Genomic DNA, 18,687 nt, shown 5'->3' with positions numbered 1-18,687 from the left:
CTCGGTTGCCGGTCCGCTGGGGGTCGGGCCAGGCGCCACGGTCACAGTGCCGGGTGCGTGCGCAGCTCCGCCGGGCGCGGGGGAGCTGCCGCCTGGCGCGGTACCGGTGGGGGCAGGGGCGGTGCTGCCCGGCGTGGATTGGTAGGCGGCAGCGGCTTGTTCGCCCGCCACCACAACGGTCGGCACGCGCTCGTCGGCGCGCACGGTCAGCGTGGTGGCCGCGGCGGCGCTGCCGACCACGGTGAGCGCGGCTATCGCGCGGATGGCGTTGACCACGGCAGGTCGCCGGGTCGATTCGGCGATGGTCATGAGTCGGCTCCTGATCGGATATCGCTGGGCGCGAGGTTATTTCGGCTGCGGTGTGGAGGTGTCGGGTTCGAAGGTGCCCTCGAGGTGCCAGACGCCGGTGAAGCCGTTGAACGGGCCGCCGACGATGAGGCTGGTCCATTGCAGGGTGACGGCATGGGTTTTCGGGTCGTAGGTGCCGGTGGCGGAAGGCCCCTGGGCGGCATCGGCCTTCGGACGGTTGAACCACTGGTGGGCGACCCAGTCCCAGGCCTTCTGGATCTGTTCGGAACCGGCGACCTGCGCGCCCTGCTTCTCCGGCGGCTTGGGTGCGCCCTGGTTGAACTCCTGGTCGTTCCAGGACGCGGCCCAGGCCGAGAAGTCGGCGGTGAGCTTGCCGTCGTTGTTCACGACGGTCGGGGGCGGCACCTCGCGCTGGGTTTGCGGGTCGACCGGATTGGTGGAGACGCCGAACTCGACGGCGAAGAACTTCGTCGGCTTGGTGATCGACGCCGACAGCGAGTTGCCCTGCGTGAAACCGGGTTTGGGCTCACTCTGGTAGCCGCCCACCCGCAGGCCGCCCGCGGTGCCCGGCTCGAGGAGGGTGGTGGAGCCGCCCTGGGCAGGGGAGTCACCGTTGGGCATGTAGGGCCCGTTCTCGGGCGTGCCACCGGGCTGCACCATGCGGAACCAGGTGCCGCGCACGGTGTTTCCATCCGCGGTGCCCGGCGCGAACTTGATCAGGCCGACCAGTTGCTCCGGACCGGTCGCGGTTTTCGGCGAATCGCCGCTACCGCAGCCCGCTACGAGCGCCGTAGTGGCAGCCAGCACGGCCGCCGTCGCACCGACCCGGGCGCGGGGGAGTGACTTTCTCATGCCGATTCGCCTCCGGTGGAATCGCTTCGGCCGGAGCCGGTTCGGGATGGACGTAGGCCGATCAGGGTCGAGCCCGTAACGAGGACTCCGGGAATCAGGAAGCCCCAGGCCAATCCGCGGAAGGCGGTGAACCCGAGCGGTCGGGTGATGTCGTTGAGCGCCTCGACGGCGTGGAAGTTGCCGACGTTGTCGTTCATCGCGCCGACCAGTGCCGCGAACCGGGAAGTCATGGGCTGCCAGCGATTCTCCAGCGCCGTGATGCCGGACAGGTCGGCGTCGGGTCGCGCCGCGCGGACCGCCGCGGCGTAGCGGCTGTTGAGTTCGCCGTCGGCTGCGACCAGGGTGACGAAATAACCCTGCACCCGGCGCACGTGCTCGGAGGTGAGGATCGGCGAGAAGCCGTCGATGACCGGTTGTGCCGCAGGACTCGCCGTGAACAACCCGGCCGCGAACGGGGTCACGACCAAGGCGAGCCCCGCCAGCGCGGCAGCCGCGCGCCAGGTCGTGGCCCGCGAACCCTTCCCGGCCGCACGGAAACCGAACACACCCGCGCCGATCAGCACCACGCCCGGCAAGGCGAGCAGCCAGGGCAGAGTGCCGAAAGGTGCCGTACCGGAAAGCTTCTGGTAGTTGCTCCGATTGGCGTCGATCGCGTCGAGCATGCCCGAGATGTCGGTCCGGATACCCGGATAGTCGCGGACGAACTGATCGACTCGGGGATACTCGCCCGGTGGTGGTGAAGTGTTCTGCACCGCAACGATATTCGCGCGGGCATCATCGAGGACCCGTAGATCCGAGCGGTAGCCGTCGATACTCCTGCCGGTCACGTAGGGCGCGAAGTTGTCGAGCATGGCCTCGCCCTGCACCGAGCGGGTGAACATCCCGGTCGCGAGGGGCGCGGCAACCAGCAGGACGCCGAGCGCCGCGAGCACTGCGAAGGGCCAGCGCGCGACCACCCGCTCGGGCACGCGCTCGACCTGCGAGACGAATTCGGAGTACGCGGGCAGATCCGGGAAGGCCGACACGGTGGTCATCGCCGAATCCGGATCAAACGGTCGGCGCCGAAGAACATGGCGGTCCCGGCCACCGTGACCAGGATCAGCACCGGAACCAGCCATGGATACCGCTGCCCGCGTGGGATTTCCACGGTCTTGGTCGCCAGGACCGGCGCGGCCTGCACCTGGGGTGTGGCAGCCGGGGCGGCGGCTGCGACCGCGTCCGGCTGCGTCACGGCACCAGGCTGAGCTGGGGCAGCTGCCTGGGCGGGAGAGCCTGGCGGTGTCGCGGGGCCGGCCTGCGCGGGTGAACCCGGCCCGGCGGCGGAGCCGGGTGCTCCCGGTGTTTCAGCGGCGGGCGGGGCCGCGAGCGGAGCCGCCGCGGGTGCGGCCTGCGGCAGACCGCCCCGATACTGCCCTGCCAGATGCCACAGCCCGGTGAAGTTGTTGAACGGCCCGCCCACGATCTGACTCGTCCACTCGAGGACGAAACTGCCCGAGGCGTCGATGGTTCCGCTGATCTGGCTGGTCTTGCCCGGCAGCCCGCCACCCGGCTTGGGCGAGCCCTGGTTGAACACCTGGTTGTTCCAGGTGACACCCAGACTGCTCAGATCTCCCGAGAGCCGTCCGCCATCGCTGAACAGCTGCGGTAGCCCGGTTCCCGAGCCGGTCTGCGGATCGGTCGGATTGGTGGCGGTCGCGAAATCGACGCCGTAGAACCGTACCGGCGTGGTCACCCGACCGGATTGCGCGTTGCCCGCCCCGTCGAACGCCGCCGCCGGCTGCGGCTGATAGCTCCCGCTCACCAGCCCGCCGTCGGTCCCCGCAGACAGCGGCGTCACCGTCTGATCGCTGCACCGCGAATCACTGTTTTGCAGGAACGGCCCGCCCGCGTCGCCGGTCGGCAGGATCATCCGGAAGAAGCTCCCGGTCACCACCCCGTTCGCGCACACGCCCGGCGCGAGCGCGAAAAGTCCGTTGAGGGCGGCCGGTTCCGCCGTCGCGTGCGGCGCGGCGAGCCCACCGAAGGTGGCCGGTCCCAGCACGGAAACGCCGACCGCGGCCACGCTCGCGGCAAACCTGTATGAAGTACGTCCCATGACGGGTTCCCTTGATTGATTGGAAGACTGAGGTACCGAGACGCGTCGACAGCACATCCATGGCAACTCGAGTCCGGGGGAAAGTCCCGGGTTGCGGTCAGCCTGATCGGAAGGCGACCGTCCGGGATCGGCCCGCCGGTGCGCGGTCGCCGCAATTGCCCCCGGTAAGCTCGCTTTTCGTGCATACGAACGGCCGCCGCAAGCTGGGCGTGATGGGCGGCACCTTCGACCCCATCCACCACGGGCACCTGGTCGCGGCCAGCGAGGTCGCCAACCGGTTCGATCTGGACGAGGTGATCTTCGTCCCGACGGGTCAGCCCTGGCAGAAGGGCGACCGCGCGGTCAGCGCCGCCGAGGACCGGTATCTCATGACGGTCATCGCCACCGCCTCCAACCCGCGCTTCTCCGTCAGCCGCGTCGACGTGGACCGCGGCAAGGAGACCTACACCGTCGACACCCTGCGTGACCTGGCCGAACTGCACCCGGACGCGGATCTGTACTTCATCACCGGTGCGGACGCGCTGGCCAGCATCCTGACGTGGCAGGATTGGTCCGAACTGTTCGAGCTGGCGAAATTCGTCGGCGTGACCCGTCCGGGATACGAATTGAATATCGACCACCTCGCCGACTTCCTCCGCGGTTATCCGGAGGGCACGGTCACGATGGTCGAAATCCCGGCCCTGGCCATCTCGTCGAGCGAATGCCGGCGACGGGCGGGGGAGGGCCGGCCGGTGTGGTACCTCGTCCCGGACGGGGTCGTCCAATACATATCGAAACGGCACCTGTATGTGCCGAACGACAGTGCATGGTGAAAGTGCGCAGGGAAGAGGTAGCAGGGTGACAGCATCGGCAGAAGCGGTGAAGATGTCGACGGTGGCGGCACTGGCGGCGGACGAGAAGCTCGCCGTCGACGTGGTCGTGCTGGACGTCTCCGAGCAGCTGGTCATCACCGACTGCTTCGTCATCGCGTCCGCGCCCAACGAGCGCCAGGTCAACGCGATCGTCGACAACATCGAGGACAAGCTGCGCGAGGCGGGCCACAAGCCGGTCCGCCGTGAGGGCACTCGCGAGGGCCGCTGGGCGCTGCTGGACTACGTCGAGATCGTGGTGCACGTGCAGCACGAGGACGAGCGCGACTTCTACGGCCTCGAGCGGCTGTGGAAGGACTGCCCGCAGGTGCAGATCGACGGCCTGGGCGATCCGCGCGCCAAGGCCGCAGCGGGCGACACCGACGGTGAAGACAAGGCTGGGGACGACGAGTGAGCAAGATGGCCGGTGTCCGCCGGCTGATTCTGTTGCGGCACGGGCAGACCGAATGGAATGCCAGCGACCGCATGCAGGGCCAGATCGACACCGAACTCAGTGATGTCGGCAGACGCCAGGCCAAGGACTGCGCGCCGGATATGGCGTGCAGCGACCTGATCGCCATCGTCTCCTCGGATCTCAAGCGCGCCCACGACACCGCGCTCGCCGTCGCCGAATGCGCGGGCATGCCGGTCGCGCTCGACCCGCGGCTGCGCGAGACCAACCTCGGCCAGTGGGAGGGCATGGACCACCGCGAGGTGGACGCGCAGTTCCCGGGCGCGCGCAAGGGCTGGCGGCTGGACCCCACCTTCGCCCCGCCCGGCGGCGAATCCAAGCTCGAGGTCGGCGCGCGGGCGCTGCCGGTGGTGCGCGAGCTGTACGCCGCGCGCGAGGACTGGCCCGGGCACACCATCGTGCTGGTCGCGCACGGCGGACTGATCGCGGCGCTGACCGCGGCCCTGCTCGAACTGCCCGAAGCGAATTGGCCGGTCCTGGGTGGACTCGCCAACACCAGCTGGGTGCAGCTGACCAGCCACGGCCCCAGCGCCGACAAGCCCGGCTGGCGACTCGATGTCTGGAACGCGCTGGCGAAGGTAGCCCCCGATGTCCTCTGAGGATCCGAACAAAGACGCAGCGGATCCGAACAACGACGCCGTGGATCCGAACACCGAAGCGGCGCAGGACAACCCGCCGCGCAAGGTGCTCGTGGTGGTCGCCGATTCGCTGTCCTACTTCGGTCCCAAGGGCGGGCTGCCCGCCGACCACCCGCGCATCTGGCCCAATCTGGTTGCCGCGGAACTGGACTGGGATGTCGAACTGGTGGCGCGCATCGGCTGGACCTGCCGCGACGCCTACTGGGCGCTGATCGGCGACCCGCGCATCTGGGCGGCGGTGCCGCGCGCGGGCGCGGTGGTGTTCGCGACCGGCGGCATGGATTCGCTGCCCTCGCCGCTGCCGACCGCGCTGCGCGAGCTGATCCGCTACATCCGCCCGGCCGCGGTGCGCCGCCGGGTCCGCGACGCCTACGGCTGGCTGCAACCACGCCTCTCGCCGCTGGGCTGGCCCGTGGCGCTGCCGCCCTCGGTCAGCGTCGACTACCTCGAGCAGTCGCGGAATTCGCTGGCGCAGTTGCGTCCCGAACTGCCGTTCGTGGCGGTGCTGCCGTCGGTGCACAAGTGTGAGGCGTACGCCGAGGTGCACACCGGTCGCGAGCCCATGGTGCGGGCCGTGACGGCCTGGGCCGCGGAGCACGCGGTGCCGCTGGTGGATCTCGGAGACGCCGTGCGCGACAACGTGTTCAACGGTCCCGCCAACCCGGACGGCATCCACTGGGGCTGGGAAGGCCACAGCGCGGTCGCGCGGGCCATGGTGAAGGTGCTGACCGAGGCGACGTCCGACGAGGTTCACACCGCATCGTCTGATGGGGTTCACACGGCATCGCCTGATGGGGTTCACACTGCATGACCGTGGTGGTGGTGACCGATTCGTCGGCCAGCGTGCCGGCCGAGCTGGTAACTGATCTTGGTGTGCTGGCCGTGCCCCTGCACGTGCTGGTCGACGACCGGGAAATCCGCGAAGGTATCGACGAATGCGATATCGACTACGGCAACTCCCAGGTCACCACATCGGCCGCCTCCCCGGGTGACCTGCGCGCGGCCTACGAACGCGCGCTCGAACTCAGTGACGGCGACGGCGTTGTCGCCGTGCACATCTCACGCCAGCTCTCCGGCACCTGGGAGGCGGGCCGCCAAGCCGTGCGCGACATGGATGCCGCCGACCGTATCCGGCTGGTGGATTCGCTGAGCGCGGGCCTGGGCACCGGCCTGCCGGTACTCGCCGCCGCCCGCCGCGCCAAAGCCGGTGAGCCCCTGGACGTGGTGTACGACTCCGCCGTCGCCGCCGCCAGCCGCGGTCGCGCCTTCATCGTGGTCAACCGCACCGAACAGCTGCGCCGCGGCGGCCGATTGAGCACCGCCGCAGCCTTTTTCGGCAGCGAACTGGTCACCAAACCGATCCTCCAGATCGTCGACGGACGTCTCGAACTGCGCGAGAAGGCCCGGACCCGCTCCAAGGCGTTCACCAAACTTGTTGCGGCAGCGGTGGACGCGGCCGGTGAGGACGGGGCGGCGATCGCTGTGCAGCACCTGGGTGCGGCCGACGCGGCCCACACCATCGCCGGTCAGTTGCGTGATCTGATCCCCGGCATCCGCGAGGTCATCATCGCCGAATTCGGCCCCACCCTGGGCATCCACCTCGGCATGGGAGCCGTCGGCGCACTGGTGGTTCCCGGCGGCTGCGGCTAGCCCCCGGTTCGGCTGGCACGGCCAGTCGCGCGCTTGGTTTCCAGCCTGGCGACCTGCGGAAACAGTCTTGTTCACAAGGTGAACGGGTATCCACAGCTCCGGCGAAAGTGCTGGTCGCGCAGTCGGTTCGGACGCTGCTCGCTCCTACCGTGAGTCGCATGCCACAACTCGACGAACGTACCCCGTTGCAGCGCCTCGCGGCCCGCGCGAAGACCGAAGCTCGCCCCGGCGCCGACGGCCACTCGCATACCGGCCGCTGGGACGAGGAGTCCCTCGATCACGTTGTCGGGTCGGCCCCGCCCGTGCCGGTGGGGTCGACATCGCCGCAGGCCGCCGCGGAACCGCCGACGCCTTCCGTGCCGCACTGGCTGTCGGAGCCGTGCGGGAGCGTCTCCCTCTGGCACGAACGCCTTGTCCCCGAACGCTTCCGCGGCACCCGCTGGGACCCGGGCCCGCGCGGCGTTCTCGTCATCGCCGCCCTCGGCCTGCTCGCCATCCTGATCGCCGGGTATGTCGCCCTGCGCGAAGAGCCTGTCACGCAACCGGTCCCGCCCCTCGCCGCCGTAGGCGACGTCGTGCCCGTCGACCAGGACGCCCCGGCCCCGGACGCCGCCGGTGCCCCCGGCGCACCGCCGTCGGCTACCGGAGCGGTCCCCTCACCCGCTGCCGGTTCGATCCCGCTGCCCGCCGCCGGCGCTGCCCAGCCGCCCACGTCGAATCCCGCGGCCGCACAGCCGGGGCGAAACCCCCTCGCGCCCACCGTGACCGCAGCGCCGAGCCCGTCGACGGTGCCGGGTGAACTCGTGGTCAGCGTGGTCGGCCTCGTCGAACACGGTGGCCTGCGCCGCTTCCCGCCCGGAGCCCGGGTCGCCGACGCCCTGCGTGTCGCCACCCCACGTCCGGAAGCCGACCTTTCCACCCTCAACCTCGCACAGCCGCTGCTCGACGGTGACCAGATCATCGTCGCCCGCTCGACCGTTCGTCCCACCGCCGCCCAATCCGGCACCACCATCGTGAATTCCGCCCACCCGGCCGCGAATTCACCCCCGCTCTCCGGCTCCGCCGCTCCCCGCCCCACCGCCGCCCCCGCCAAGGTGAACCTCAACACCGCCACCGAATCCGACCTCGACACCCTCCCCGGCATCGGCCCCGTCACCGCCAAAGCCATCCTCGCCTGGCGCACCCGCCACGGCCGCTTCACCTCCATCGACCAGCTCACCGAAATAGAAGGCATCGGCCACTCCCGCCTCAACCGCCTGCGCGACCGGGTGACGGTATGACACCCGCGAACGCGGCGATACCAGCGGCGCAATTCGGTTCTGCCACTTCGGATGAAGTGGTGGGCGCGGACCCTCGTCGGGTCCGATGGCGGTGGGTGGCGCGGCCGGTCGGGCCGCATGGGATCGAAAGGGGTGGCGATGACTGTGGCCGAATCGGGTTCGGGGGCTTCGGAAGAGGACGGCGGTGTGCGGCGGGACCGGGGGACGGTCGAGGTGCCGGAGGTTTTGGATGCGCGGCTGGTACCGGCGACCGTGTGCAGTTGGGGTGCGACGCTGGCGGCGGTGCTGTTGGGCTGGCGGGTCGGAGTAGGGGTGGGGATCGGATGCGCGTTGGGCGGGATCTGCCTGGCGGCGTGGATGATTCGGCGGGCGGGAGCGGGACGGCGGGCGGGAGCTGGGCGGCCGGTCGGCATGGCGTGGGTGGTGCTGGGGGCCTTGTTGATCGGGGCGGGGTTCGGGGTGGCGGGGGCTTGGCATGCGCACCGGGTGCAGGTGCATCCTTTGCGAACGGTGCGGGCCGGTCAACGCTTGATCGCGGTGGTGGAGCCGACGGACGACCCGAAACGGGTGGCGGCCAAGCCCTTCGGCGGGCCCAAGGTGATGATGCGCGCCAGCCTGATCGAATATCGGCTGGGCGGGCGGATCATTCGCTCGGGTGGCAGCGTGGTGGTGCTGGCGCCAGCGGCGGGGTGGACGGGGCTGTTGCCGGGGCAGCGGGTGGAATTCAGTGCGCGCGTGGCTCGTCCGTGGCGGACCGATCTGACGGTGGCGGTATTGCGGGCGGATGCGCCGCCGCTGTCGGCGAGTGATCCGCCCTGGTGGCAGCGGACGGCGGGGCGGGTGCGCGGGGATTTCACCGCGGCTGCGCACCGGGCGCTGTCGGCTGATGCGGCGGGGCTGTTGCCGGGCCTGGTGATCGGTGACATCTCCACCCTCACCGAGCATGTGCAGGAGAACTTCCGGGAGACCGACCTCACCCACTTGACGGCTGTCAGCGGGGCGAACGTGACGATTCTGCTTGGCGCGGTGCTGGTTTCGATGCGCACCCTCACGGTGGATCCGCGCATCGGCGCGCTGGCGGCGGCCCTGGCGCTGGTGATGTTCGTGATCCTGGCCCGCCCCTCACCCAGTGTGCTCCGGGCCGCCGTGATGGGAGCCGTCGCCCTGCTGGCGCTGTGCACCGGGCGGCGCAAGCAGGCGCTACCCGCGCTGTGCACCGCCATCATCGGATTGCTGGCCTGGTCACCGGGTCTCGCGCTGGATGCCGGTTTCGCCCTCTCGGTCCTGGCCACGGCCGGGTTGATCGTGATCGCCCCGGGCTGGTCGGATTGGCTTCGCGCACACGGATGGTGGCGCATCCCCGCCGATTCCTTCGCCGTGGCCGCCGCGGCGTTCGTGGTGACCACGCCCCTGGTGATCTCCATGAGCGGGCACCTCAGCCTCGTCGCGATCCTGGTGAACATGCTGGTGGAGCCGGTGATCGCACCGATCACGATCATCGGCGCGATCGGCGCCCTGCTCGCCTGCCTCTGGTCACCACTCGCAATCCTGCTCATGTACTGCGCCGCCCCGCCGATGTGGTGGTTGCTCACGGTCTCCGACCGCGCCGCGGCCCTGGGCGCCTCGATCTCGCTACCCGCCGGACCGCGTTCGGGCCTGGCGGCGGCCGTCGCGTGCGCGCTCGTCCTCGTCGCGCTACATCCGCGCGGCACAGTTGGTCCCGGCTCGAGCGGCGCAGTCGGTTCCGGCTCGGAATGCGGAGTCGGTCCGGGTGGGGGAGTTGTCGGCGGCTGCGGTGCGGGAGTCGCTGCCGGTGCGGGGTCACCAGGCGTGGTCGGTGCGGGTCCGGGAGCGGAGGTGGGCGGGGATGGTGGGCTTGTCGGGGCGGGCTCGTAGGATCGGGGCGTGAACCAGCGACCCGCGCCCCTGCATCTCGTGCTCGGTGAAGAGGAATTGCTGATCGAGCGGGCGGTGGCGGAGATTACCGCGCAGGCCCGTGCCGCCAGTTCGGATCCGGCGGCGCTGCCGGTGGATCGGCGGCGTGCCGGTGATGCCACCACGGCGGAACTGGCAGAGTTGCTGAGTCCTTCGCTGTTCGCGGAGGATCGGGTGATCGTGCTGGAGTCGGCCGCCGAGGCGGGCAAGGACGCGGTCGCGGTGATCCAGGATGCGGCGTCCTCGCCGCCGGAGGGCGTGGTGCTGGTCATCCTGCACACCGGCGGCGGCCGGGCCAAGGCCCTCGCACCGGCGTTGCAGAAGCTGGGCGCGGTGGTGCACAACTGCGCGAAGCTCACCAAGGCGGGCGAGCGGGTCGAGTTCGTGCGCAACGAGTTCCGCGCCGCGAACGTGAAGGTCTCGGCCGACGTGGTGCAGGCCCTGCTCGAGGCCATCGGCTCGGATCTGCGGGAATTGGCCGCCGCCAGTTCACAATTGGCGGCCGATACCGGCGGCAAGGTCGATCTCGCGGCGGTGCGGCAGTACTACTCGGGCAAGGCCGAGGTGACCGGTTTCGAGGTCGCCGACCTGGCCGTGTCCGGGGATCGCCCGGCGGCCATGGAGGCACTGCGCTGGGCCATCGATCGTGGCGTCCCGGCGGTACTGCTCGCCGACGCCCTCGCGGATTCGGTGCACACCATCGCCCGCGTCGGTTCGGCCGGGCGCGGTGACCCGTTCAAGATGGCCGGTGATCTGGGCATGCCGCCGTGGAAGGTGAAGAAGGCGCAGGGTCAGGTGCGCGGCTGGACCGGCGCCACGATCGGGGCGGCCCTACAGGTCGTCGCAACCCTCAACGGCGACGTCAAGGGTCAGGCCGCGGACGCGAATTACGCTCTCGAGCACGCACTCTCACGCATTCTGGACCTGCGCGAGAGCGCCTCCTAGCCCCTGAGGTCCTCGTCACCGCCGAGGACCTCCTCACTGCCGAGATTTAGGAGTCGGACGGCTTCCAGACGATCTTGCCGCCCTGGAAGTCCTGGGCCTTGCCGCCCTGGTAGTCGTACTCGTCGCCGGTCGGGTAGCCGTAGCGCCCGTTCTCCGCGCCGTTGCGCACCCACTCGTCGCGAATCCAGCCCCACACCACGTGCGTGCCGGTCTTCTGCGTCGAGTAGATGGCCCCGCCCTCGAACAGCTGCGCGTGGGTGGTGGCACTGCCGGTCTTGTTCTCATCGGCGATGGGGAAGCCCAGCGGGCTCATCTCCCAGCCCACCGCGGAGTACTTGTCGCGCACGACACCGCTGAGCACATGCGTGCCCGCACCCACCGACCAGTAGATCGACCCGCCCTGGAAGTGCTGGAAGCGCCCCGGCTTACCGGTGGCCCCCTCATCGGTGACCGGGTACTTCAGCGTGCCCGACTCCGACCCGGTGCCACGCCACTTGTCGCGGATCTCCCCGCCGATGGCGTGGGCGTTGGTCGCCGCGGTCCAGTAGACGGAGACGTTGTTGACGAAGTCCTGCTTGCGGCCGCCCCCGGCGGCGTCGACCTCGGGCCCGGCCGGATCGCCGAAGAAGTCGGGCCCACCCGCCGCGTCGTACTCCACCTCGATCGCCCCGCCCACATCGAACGGTCCGATGGGACGCGCGGCCGCCACCCCCATTCCGGCGGTCAGTGCGACCGCGGCCACGCTGATGGCCAGCGTGCCCCGGGTCAAGGACGAACGGTTGTCACGACGCAGCGTTGCCAAGAGATCTCTCCCAGTGCGGTTTCTTCGGTAAGCCCCCGACGTTTTCGCAGCCATCCTGCTGCCAACCGCCCGCTTCGGCAAGTCCGCAGTTTCCAGGGCACGACAAAAGCCGCCGTGGTCATCGTGGCCACGGCGGCTGTGTAGAAGCATGTTCCGGTTTGGTACCGGGAAAATCAGCCGAGCTTGTTGAAAGCCAGCGACAGGGCCGACTTCTTGTTGGCGGCCTGGTTGGCGTGGATGACGCCCTTGGAGGCGGCCTTGTCCAGGCTCTTGCTCGCGGACTGCATCAGCTCGAGCGCCTTGTCCTTCTCGCCCGCCGCAGCGGCCTCGCGGAACTTGCGGATCGAGGTGCGCAGCGCGGACTTCACCGACTGGTTACGCTGACGCGCAAGCTCGTTGGTGCGGATCCGCTTCATCTGGGACTTGATGTTGGCCACGCCTGTTTCCTCGTGTTCCTTCGTTTGGTGGGTATGCGGGATGCAAAGTCTTCGTGCGCGCACTACGAGAGGGGTAGTCGCAGCACCGATCGTCGAGATTACCAGGCGACGCGGCCAGGTATGAAATCGGGCCTGTCCGCTACGTGGCTGAAACCAGAAATTTATCCGCGTCCAACTGCGTGTTGCCCCTGCGTGATGGACGATTCTTGCATGACCCCCGCCGCGTCCGCACCGGGTCTTTCGAAGACCAACAGATCTGCCGCGCCTGCCGCGATCGCGCCCACTCCTACCGGTCTCGAGCGTGAGAAACGGGAGAAATCGGGCGTTTTCGCTGGTTACCATCCCGGCCGCTATGACCGCGCCTACGACGAAATGTTCGATTCCGCCGGTCGCCCCCGTGCCCCCTACCGGGGCATTTTCAACGCGCTGGCCACCATCGACGCCGAAGATCTGGCCGCCCGCGCCGAGGCGCTGGACCGGGCATTCGTCGATCAGGGCATCACCTTCTCGCTCTCGGGACAGGAACGCCCCTTTCCCCTCGACCTGGTGCCGCGGGTGATCGCCGCCACCGAATGGACCAAACTCGAACGCGGCATCAAGCAGCGGGTGCGCGCCCTCGAGGCGTTCCTCGCCGACGTGTACGGCGAGCAGACCATCCTGCGCGACCGCGTGATCCCGAAACGACTCGTCACCTCCTGCGACCACTTCCATCGCGAGGCCACCGGCCTGGTGCCGCCCAACGGCGTGCGCATCCACGTGGCCGGGATCGATCTGGTGCGGGACGAGCACGGGGATTTCCGTGTGCTGGAAGACAATCTGCGCTCGCCGTCGGGTGTGTCCTACGTCATGGAGAACCGCCGCACCATGGCGCGGGTGTTCCCGGACCTGTTCGCCTCGCATCGGGTGCGGGCCGTCGGCGACTATCCGACCCACCTGTTGCGCGCCCTGCGCGCGGCCGCCGCCCCCAACGAGGCCGACCCGACCGTGGTGGTGCTCACCCCGGGCGTCTACAACTCCGCCTACTTCGAGCATTCGCTGCTGGCCCGGCAGATGGGCGTGGAACTGGTCGAGGGCCGCGACCTGTTCTGCCGCGACAATGTCGTCTATATGCGCACCACCGCCGGCGAGCGGCAGGTGGACGTCATCTACCGGCGCATCGACGACACCTTCCTCGACCCCATGCAGTTCCGCCCGGACTCCATGCTGGGCGTGGCCGGGCTGCTCAACGCCGCCCGCGCCGGCACGGTGGTGCTGGCCAACGCGGTCGGCAACGGAGTCGGCGACGACAAACTCATCTACACGTACGTGCCCGCCTTCATCGAGTACTACCTGGGCGAGAAGCCGATCCTGCCCAACGTGGACTCCTACCGCTGCTGGGAACCGGACGAACGTGACGAGGTGCTTGACCGGGTCGCCGAACTGGTGGTCAAACCGGTGGAGGGTTCCGGCGGGTACGGCATCGTGATCGGCCCGGCGGCCAGCGCCCGCGAGCTGGAGGCGACCCGGCGCAAGGTGCGGGCCAATCCGCGCGGCTGGATCGCGCAGCCGGTGGTGCAGCTGTCCACGGTGCCCAGCAAGATCGACGGCCGCCTCGCGCCCCGGCATGTGGACCTGCGGCCCTTCGCGGTCAACGACGGTGACGACATCTGGGTATTGCCGGGCGGATTGACCCGGGTCGCACTGCCGGAGAACTCACTGGTGGTGAATTCCAGCCAGGGCGGCGGCAGCAAGGACACCTGGGTGCTCTCACCCAGAACTTCTGTGGCGCAACGGGAATTAGCGGGATCGCAGTTGGTCAGCGAACTGCATTTAGCCCCTGAACGCGACCAATCGCGCGAACCCTCCGCCGCGCGAACCAATCAGCAGCAACAGTAGTAGTTACAGCAATTCGAATACATCGGCGGCAATGGCGCTCGGCAGGTGGTTACAGCGTTAGGTGGTCGGATCATGTTGGCGCGCAATGCCGAATCCTTGTTCTGGATCGGGCGCTACGTGGAGCGTGCCGAATATACGGCGCGCATTCTCGATGTCGCGGTCCATCAGCTCCTGGAGGACGCCACGGTCGATCCCGACAGAACCTCGCGGGTCCTGTTACGGGTACTGGGCATCGACTCACCCGACGAGGACCGGGAATTGGATGTCTGGTCGGTGACCGAGCTGGTGGCCTTCGGCCGCGACGGCGGCTCCATCGTCGATTCGATCAGCCGGGCCCGCGAGAATGCCCGGGGCGCACGGGAAGTCACCTCCACCGAAATGTGGGAGTGCCTCAACGCCACCTACAACGGCCTGCCGGCGGCCGAACGCGCAGCCCGGGCGCTGGGGCCGCACGAATTCTGCCACTACATCACCGATCGGGCCGCCATGTTCGTCGGGCTCTCGGATTCGACGCTCAGCCGCGACGACGGATATCGGTTCCTGCTGCTGGGCCGAAGTATCGAACGCGTGGATATGACCGTGCGCCTGTTGCATTCACGCGCCGGTGACCGCACCTCCTCGCCCGCCTGGGTGACGGTATTGCGTTCGGCCGGCGCGCACGACCCGTATCTGCGGACGCACCGCGGCGTGCTGGACGCCAATCAGATCGCCGAATTCATCCTGCTGGACCGGCTTTTCCCGCGTTCGGTATTCCATTCGCTGCGGGTGGCCGAGGCGTGTCTACAGGAATTGGATCAAAGACCCAACAGCCGATTCGCCGCCCGGCACGAGGCGCACCGCCTGCTCGGGCGGGCGCGCAGCGAACTCGAGTTCATCCCGTCCTCGGTGCTGCTCGAGGACCTGCCCAGCCGGCTGCTGTGGTTGCAGCAGACCTGCCGCGAGGTCGGGGAGGCGGTCGCGTTGCAGTACTTCCACGCCGAATCGTGGGTGGCCTGGACCGGCCTGCACGGGCGCATCTCCGAGCGGGTGGAGGAACTGGCATGAGCTGGCGCATGCGGGTGGTGCACACCACCGGATATGTCTACGACGCGCCGGTCACCCGGTCGTTCAACGAGGCGCGGCTCACCCCGCGCGCCGACAGCAGGCAGAACGTCATCCTGAGCCGCGTCGACACCGTGCCGTCGACCCGCTCCTTCCGCTACACCGACTACTGGGGCACCGCGGTCACCTCCTTCGACCTGCACGCCCCGCACACCGAATTGGAGGTCACCAGCGCCTCGGTGGTGGAGACCGAGCCGTTCACCGTGCCCGCCGAGGAACTGTCCTGGGAGGAACTGCGCACCGACGCCGTGGCCGACCGCTTCGACGAACTGCTGCAGGCCACCGACTACGTGCCGCGCGAGAAGCGGCTCGGTTCGGTGGTGCGTTCGCTCGCCCGCGGCGTGCCGCCCGCGAAAGCGGTTGTCGGCGCGGCGGAGTGGGTGCACCGCGAGATGGAATACCTGGCCGGGACCACCTCGGTGCACACCTCGGCGGTGCAGGCCTACGCCGAACGGCGCGGCGTCTGCCAGGATTACGCGCACCTGACGCTGCTGCTGTTGCGCGGCATGGGGATTCCCTGCCGCTACGTCTCCGGCTACCTGCATCCCGATCCCGCGGCCGAGGTCGGCGACACCGTCGCGGGCCAGATGCACGCCTGGGTGGAGGCGTGGACGGGGGAGTGGTGGGGCTACGACCCGACCAACAACATCCCGATCACCGAGCAACACGTATCCGTCGGTGTCGGACGTGATTACGCGGATGTGCCGCCTCTCAAAGGTATCTTCAGCGGGAGCGGCTCGACCGATCTCGAAGTGGTGGTGGAGATAACCCGCTTGGCCTGACAGCGCTTTTCCCCAGCTAGCGGAAGGTTGCCGATGTCACCGACAGCACAGGAAGTCGCCGAGGATCTCACCGACCTACAACCACCGACCTTGGGGCGCAAGCTGTTCGCCGAGGCGCTGGGCACCTTCGTGCTGGTGCTGGGCGGTGTCGGCACCGCGGTGCTGGCCGGTGAACGCGTCGGCGCGCTCGGCGTGGCCCTGGCCTTCGGCCTGACCCTGCTGTTCCTGGTGTATTCCATCGGCCCGATCTCCGGCTGTCACGTGAACCCGGCCGTCACGGTCGGGCAGCTGCTGCTGGGCCGGGTGAATCTCGTGGTCGCCGCGGGCTATTGGATCGCGCAGATCATCGGTGGCCTGGCCGCGGGCGCGGTGATCTACGCCGTCGCCAAGAACCTGCCCTCCTACGATCGCGCCAAAGACGGTCTGGGGGCGAACGGCTGGGGCGCGCACAGTCCGTCGAAGGTGGTGCTCGGCGACGTCACCACCAACGGCTACGGGCTGGCCGCCGCCATCACCGTCGAGGTCATCCTCACCGCGCTGCTGGTGTTCGTGGTGCTGGCCTCCACCGATCAGCTCTCCGACATTCCGCTGGCCGGGCTGTCGATCGGCTTCACCCTCACCGTGATCCACCTGATCTCGATCCCCGTCGACAACACCTCGGTGAACCCGGCCCGCAGCCTCGCGGTCGCCTTCTTCCAGGACGGTGCGCCCGCGCAGCTGTGGGTGTTCATCGTCTTCCCGCTCTTCGGCGGCGTGCTGGGTTCCCTCGTCTACGGGATGATCTACGGGCGCTCGCGCAACATGATCAGCTGAAAACGCTCAGTGCCAGTGGTATTCGGCGCACAGCCGGTGCGCCACCCGGTCGAAGATCTTGCGCGGCAGGATCGCGCCCTCCCGGCGGATGCCCATCTCGGGCACATCGAGGACGCGATCCAGCCGCACCCAGCTCTCGCGGCCCGCGCTGTCCCACGCCCCTGAACCCAGGCCCACCCAGTTGTCGTGGTGCGCGTGTTCGGCGTTCGAGGACAGCATCAGCCCGAGCAGCGTCTTGCCCTCGCGCCCGACCACCAGCACCGGCCGGTCCTTGCCGTTGTTCGGGTCCTCCTCGTACGGCACCCAGGTCCAGACGACCTCACCCGGATCGGCCCGCCCGTCCAGCTGCGGGCTGTAGACGATCTGCCGCGCCCGCTCCTTGGACGGGACACCCGCCGAGGAGGTCGGCCGTACCGACACCCCGGGCCCCTGCCGCGGCGTGCCCATCGCATTGAGTGCGCGATCCCACATCGTCGACGCGCGCACCCGCTTGATCAACTTCGGAGCCTGGTTCGTGACCAGCTGAGTCCCCTGCTCCTTGGCAACGATCCCCAACTGCTTCCCCAGAGCGTTCCACCTACCCGCCATGTCCGGCAGCCTAACGGCGTGCAACCGGATTCTCATCCGCACCGGATTCGCCTGCGGGAACGGCCCGTTCGGGCGTGTGGAACGCCGGGGCGAGGACATCGGTTCGTGCACCGTAGACTTGCTGGTTGACATGCCGCTGTTTCGCCATGCCGAGGAGTGACTCCGATTAGCAGCTTCGCCGACAAGACGTTCACCGATCCCAGCCGGATCAGGAACTTCTGCATCATCGCGCACATCGACCACGGGAAATCGACCCTGGCCGACCGCATGCTGCAACTCACCGGTGTGGTCGAGGAGCGCGCCATGCGCGCCCAGTACCTGGACCGCATGGATATCGAGCGTGAACGCGGCATCACCATCAAGGCCCAGAACGTGCGGCTGCCGTGGAAGGTCGACGGTGAGGAATTCGTCCTGCACCTGATCGACACCCCCGGCCACGTCGACTTCACCTACGAGGTGTCGCGTGCGCTCGAGGCGTGTGAGGGCGCGATTCTGCTGGTCGACGCCGCGCAGGGCATCGAGGCGCAGACCCTGGCCAACCTCTACCTGGCCATGGACAAGGACCTCACGATCATCCCGGTCCTCAACAAGATCGACCTCCCGGCCGCCGACCCGGACCGCTATGCCGCCGAGCTCGCCCACATCGTGGGTTGCGAGCCGGAGGACGTGCTGCGGGTGTCCGGCAAGACCGGCGTCGGTGTGGCCGAACTGCTGAACGAGGCCGTGCGCGTGGTGCCGCCGCCCGTCGGCGAGGCCGACTCCCCGGCGCGCGCCATGATCTTCGACTCGGTCTACGACACCTACCGCGGCGTCGTCACCTACGTGCGTGTGGTGGACGGCAAGCTCACCCCGCGCCAGAAGATCAAGATGATGTCCACCGGCGCGACCCACGAACTGCTCGAAATCGGCATCGTGTCACCCGAACCCAAGCCCACCCAGGGGCTGGGCGTCGGCGAGGTCGGCTACCTCATCACCGGTGTGAAGGACGTCCGGCAGTCCAAGGTCGGTGACACCATCACCTCCCAGCGCGACGGCGCGACCGAGGCGCTCACCGGTTACCGCGAGCCGCGGCCGATGGTCTACTCCGGTCTCTACCCGGTCGACGGCTCGGACTACCCGAACCTGCGCGACGCCCTGGACAAGTTGCAGCTCAACGACGCCGCGCTGACCTACGTGCCGGAAACCTCGGTGGCCCTGGGCGCCCAGGCGCAGGTACTGGGTCTGCATGGCGTCGGGCGCGGGCGGCGGATCCGAGGCCGCTCCCA

Annotated in this window: 19 protein-coding genes and 1 pseudogene; 13 read left to right on the top strand and 7 right to left on the bottom strand. The window is 69.0% G+C overall.

Annotated elements, in window-relative coordinates:
- The 4 genes and pseudogenes from ACWELQ_RS12125 to ACWELQ_RS12110 all read right to left on the bottom strand — a co-directional run.
- Window positions 1-309 (bottom strand): annotated as a pseudogene (locus ACWELQ_RS12125) (hypothetical protein); the annotation flags it as partial.
- A 36-nt stretch (window positions 310-345) separates the two neighbouring features.
- A complete protein-coding gene (locus ACWELQ_RS12120; protein WP_452397066.1) occupies window positions 346-1,161 on the bottom strand; it encodes a hypothetical protein in 816 nt (271 codons plus the stop codon).
- Window positions 1,158-2,195, bottom strand: coding sequence for a hypothetical protein (locus tag ACWELQ_RS12115; RefSeq protein WP_452397065.1), 1,038 nt, complete (start codon window positions 2,193-2,195; stop codon window positions 1,158-1,160). The genes ACWELQ_RS12120 and ACWELQ_RS12115 overlap by 4 nt, the downstream gene beginning before the upstream one ends.
- A complete protein-coding gene (locus ACWELQ_RS12110) occupies window positions 2,192-3,256 on the bottom strand; it encodes a hypothetical protein (RefSeq protein ID WP_452397064.1) in 1,065 nt (354 codons plus the stop codon). The genes ACWELQ_RS12115 and ACWELQ_RS12110 overlap by 4 nt, the downstream gene beginning before the upstream one ends.
- A gap of 179 nt (window positions 3,257-3,435) precedes the next feature.
- Here ACWELQ_RS12110 and nadD point away from each other — a divergent pair, with 179 nt between their 5' ends.
- The 8 genes from nadD (at window position 3,436) to holA (ending at window position 11,024) form a co-directional block, all read left to right on the top strand.
- Complete coding sequence (gene nadD, locus ACWELQ_RS12105) at window positions 3,436-4,068, top strand: nicotinate-nucleotide adenylyltransferase (protein WP_379356974.1); 633 nt, start codon at window positions 3,436-3,438, stop codon at window positions 4,066-4,068.
- A gap of 25 nt (window positions 4,069-4,093) precedes the next feature.
- Window positions 4,094-4,519 (top strand): ribosome silencing factor, encoded by a 426-nt coding sequence (gene rsfS / locus ACWELQ_RS12100; protein WP_452397063.1) that lies wholly within the window; start codon window positions 4,094-4,096, stop codon window positions 4,517-4,519.
- Window positions 4,520-4,524: 5 nt separating this feature from the next.
- On the top strand, window positions 4,525-5,175 hold the full coding sequence (locus tag ACWELQ_RS12095) for a histidine phosphatase family protein (protein WP_452397067.1): 651 nt from the start codon (window positions 4,525-4,527) through the stop codon (window positions 5,173-5,175).
- The gene (gene octT / locus ACWELQ_RS12090; RefSeq protein ID WP_452397062.1) at window positions 5,165-6,025 is read left to right on the top strand and encodes a diglucosylglycerate octanoyltransferase; all 861 of its coding nucleotides are present in this window, start codon (window positions 5,165-5,167) and stop codon (window positions 6,023-6,025) included. Before ACWELQ_RS12095 ends, octT begins: the two co-directional genes overlap by 11 nt.
- Window positions 6,022-6,864, top strand: a complete 843-nt coding sequence (locus tag ACWELQ_RS12085) for a DegV family protein (protein ID WP_452397061.1) — start codon at window positions 6,022-6,024, stop codon at window positions 6,862-6,864. The genes octT and ACWELQ_RS12085 overlap by 4 nt, the downstream gene beginning before the upstream one ends.
- Before the next feature lie 158 nt (window positions 6,865-7,022).
- On the top strand, window positions 7,023-8,144 hold the full coding sequence (locus tag ACWELQ_RS12080; protein WP_452397060.1) for a helix-hairpin-helix domain-containing protein: 1,122 nt from the start codon (window positions 7,023-7,025) through the stop codon (window positions 8,142-8,144).
- Window positions 8,145-8,282: 138 nt separating this feature from the next.
- Window positions 8,283-10,040, top strand: a complete 1,758-nt coding sequence (locus tag ACWELQ_RS12075) for a ComEC/Rec2 family competence protein (protein ID WP_452397059.1) — start codon at window positions 8,283-8,285, stop codon at window positions 10,038-10,040.
- Window positions 10,041-10,049: 9 nt separating this feature from the next.
- The gene (gene holA / locus ACWELQ_RS12070; RefSeq protein WP_452397058.1) at window positions 10,050-11,024 is read left to right on the top strand and encodes a DNA polymerase III subunit delta; all 975 of its coding nucleotides are present in this window, start codon (window positions 10,050-10,052) and stop codon (window positions 11,022-11,024) included.
- A gap of 46 nt (window positions 11,025-11,070) precedes the next feature.
- Here the strand turns inward: holA and ACWELQ_RS12065 are convergent, their stop codons facing one another.
- Window positions 11,071-11,793: an LGFP repeat-containing protein gene (locus ACWELQ_RS12065; protein ID WP_452397057.1), complete on the bottom strand. Its 723-nt coding sequence runs from the start codon at window positions 11,791-11,793 to the stop codon at window positions 11,071-11,073.
- A 206-nt stretch (window positions 11,794-11,999) separates the two neighbouring features.
- Window positions 12,000-12,263: a 30S ribosomal protein S20 gene (gene rpsT / locus ACWELQ_RS12060; protein ID WP_033086444.1), complete on the bottom strand. Its 264-nt coding sequence runs from the start codon at window positions 12,261-12,263 to the stop codon at window positions 12,000-12,002.
- 210 nt (window positions 12,264-12,473) lie between these two features.
- Between rpsT and ACWELQ_RS12055 the strand changes: the two genes are divergently transcribed.
- The 4 genes from ACWELQ_RS12055 to ACWELQ_RS12040 all read left to right on the top strand — a co-directional run bounded on the left by ACWELQ_RS12055 (window position 12,474) and on the right by ACWELQ_RS12040 (window position 16,834).
- Window positions 12,474-14,138 carry a circularly permuted type 2 ATP-grasp protein gene (locus tag ACWELQ_RS12055; protein WP_452397056.1) on the top strand — a complete coding sequence of 555 codons (1,665 nt, stop codon included), beginning with the start codon at window positions 12,474-12,476 and terminating at the stop codon, window positions 14,136-14,138.
- A gap of 72 nt (window positions 14,139-14,210) precedes the next feature.
- Window positions 14,211-15,182: an alpha-E domain-containing protein gene (locus ACWELQ_RS12050; protein ID WP_452397055.1), complete on the top strand. Its 972-nt coding sequence runs from the start codon at window positions 14,211-14,213 to the stop codon at window positions 15,180-15,182.
- Window positions 15,179-16,021, top strand: coding sequence for a transglutaminase family protein (locus ACWELQ_RS12045; RefSeq protein ID WP_452397054.1), 843 nt, complete (start codon window positions 15,179-15,181; stop codon window positions 16,019-16,021). The genes ACWELQ_RS12050 and ACWELQ_RS12045 overlap by 4 nt, the downstream gene beginning before the upstream one ends.
- 33 nt (window positions 16,022-16,054) lie before the next feature.
- A complete protein-coding gene (locus ACWELQ_RS12040; protein ID WP_452397053.1) occupies window positions 16,055-16,834 on the top strand; it encodes an aquaporin in 780 nt (259 codons plus the stop codon).
- A 6-nt stretch (window positions 16,835-16,840) separates the two neighbouring features.
- Here the strand turns inward: ACWELQ_RS12040 and ACWELQ_RS12035 are convergent, their stop codons facing one another.
- The gene (locus ACWELQ_RS12035) at window positions 16,841-17,422 is read right to left on the bottom strand and encodes a type II toxin-antitoxin system PemK/MazF family toxin (protein WP_452397052.1); all 582 of its coding nucleotides are present in this window, start codon (window positions 17,420-17,422) and stop codon (window positions 16,841-16,843) included.
- Between the two features lie 156 nt (window positions 17,423-17,578).
- On the opposite strand from ACWELQ_RS12035, the gene ACWELQ_RS12030 reads away from it, so the two are divergent.
- Window positions 17,579-18,687, top strand: a 1,109-nt coding sequence (locus ACWELQ_RS12030; protein ID WP_452397051.1) for a GTP-binding protein, incomplete at its 3' end; no start/stop codon positions are given.

The organism is Nocardia sp. NPDC004722, from assembly GCF_053601505.1.
This window is presented reverse-complemented; position numbering and strand designations above follow the sequence as displayed.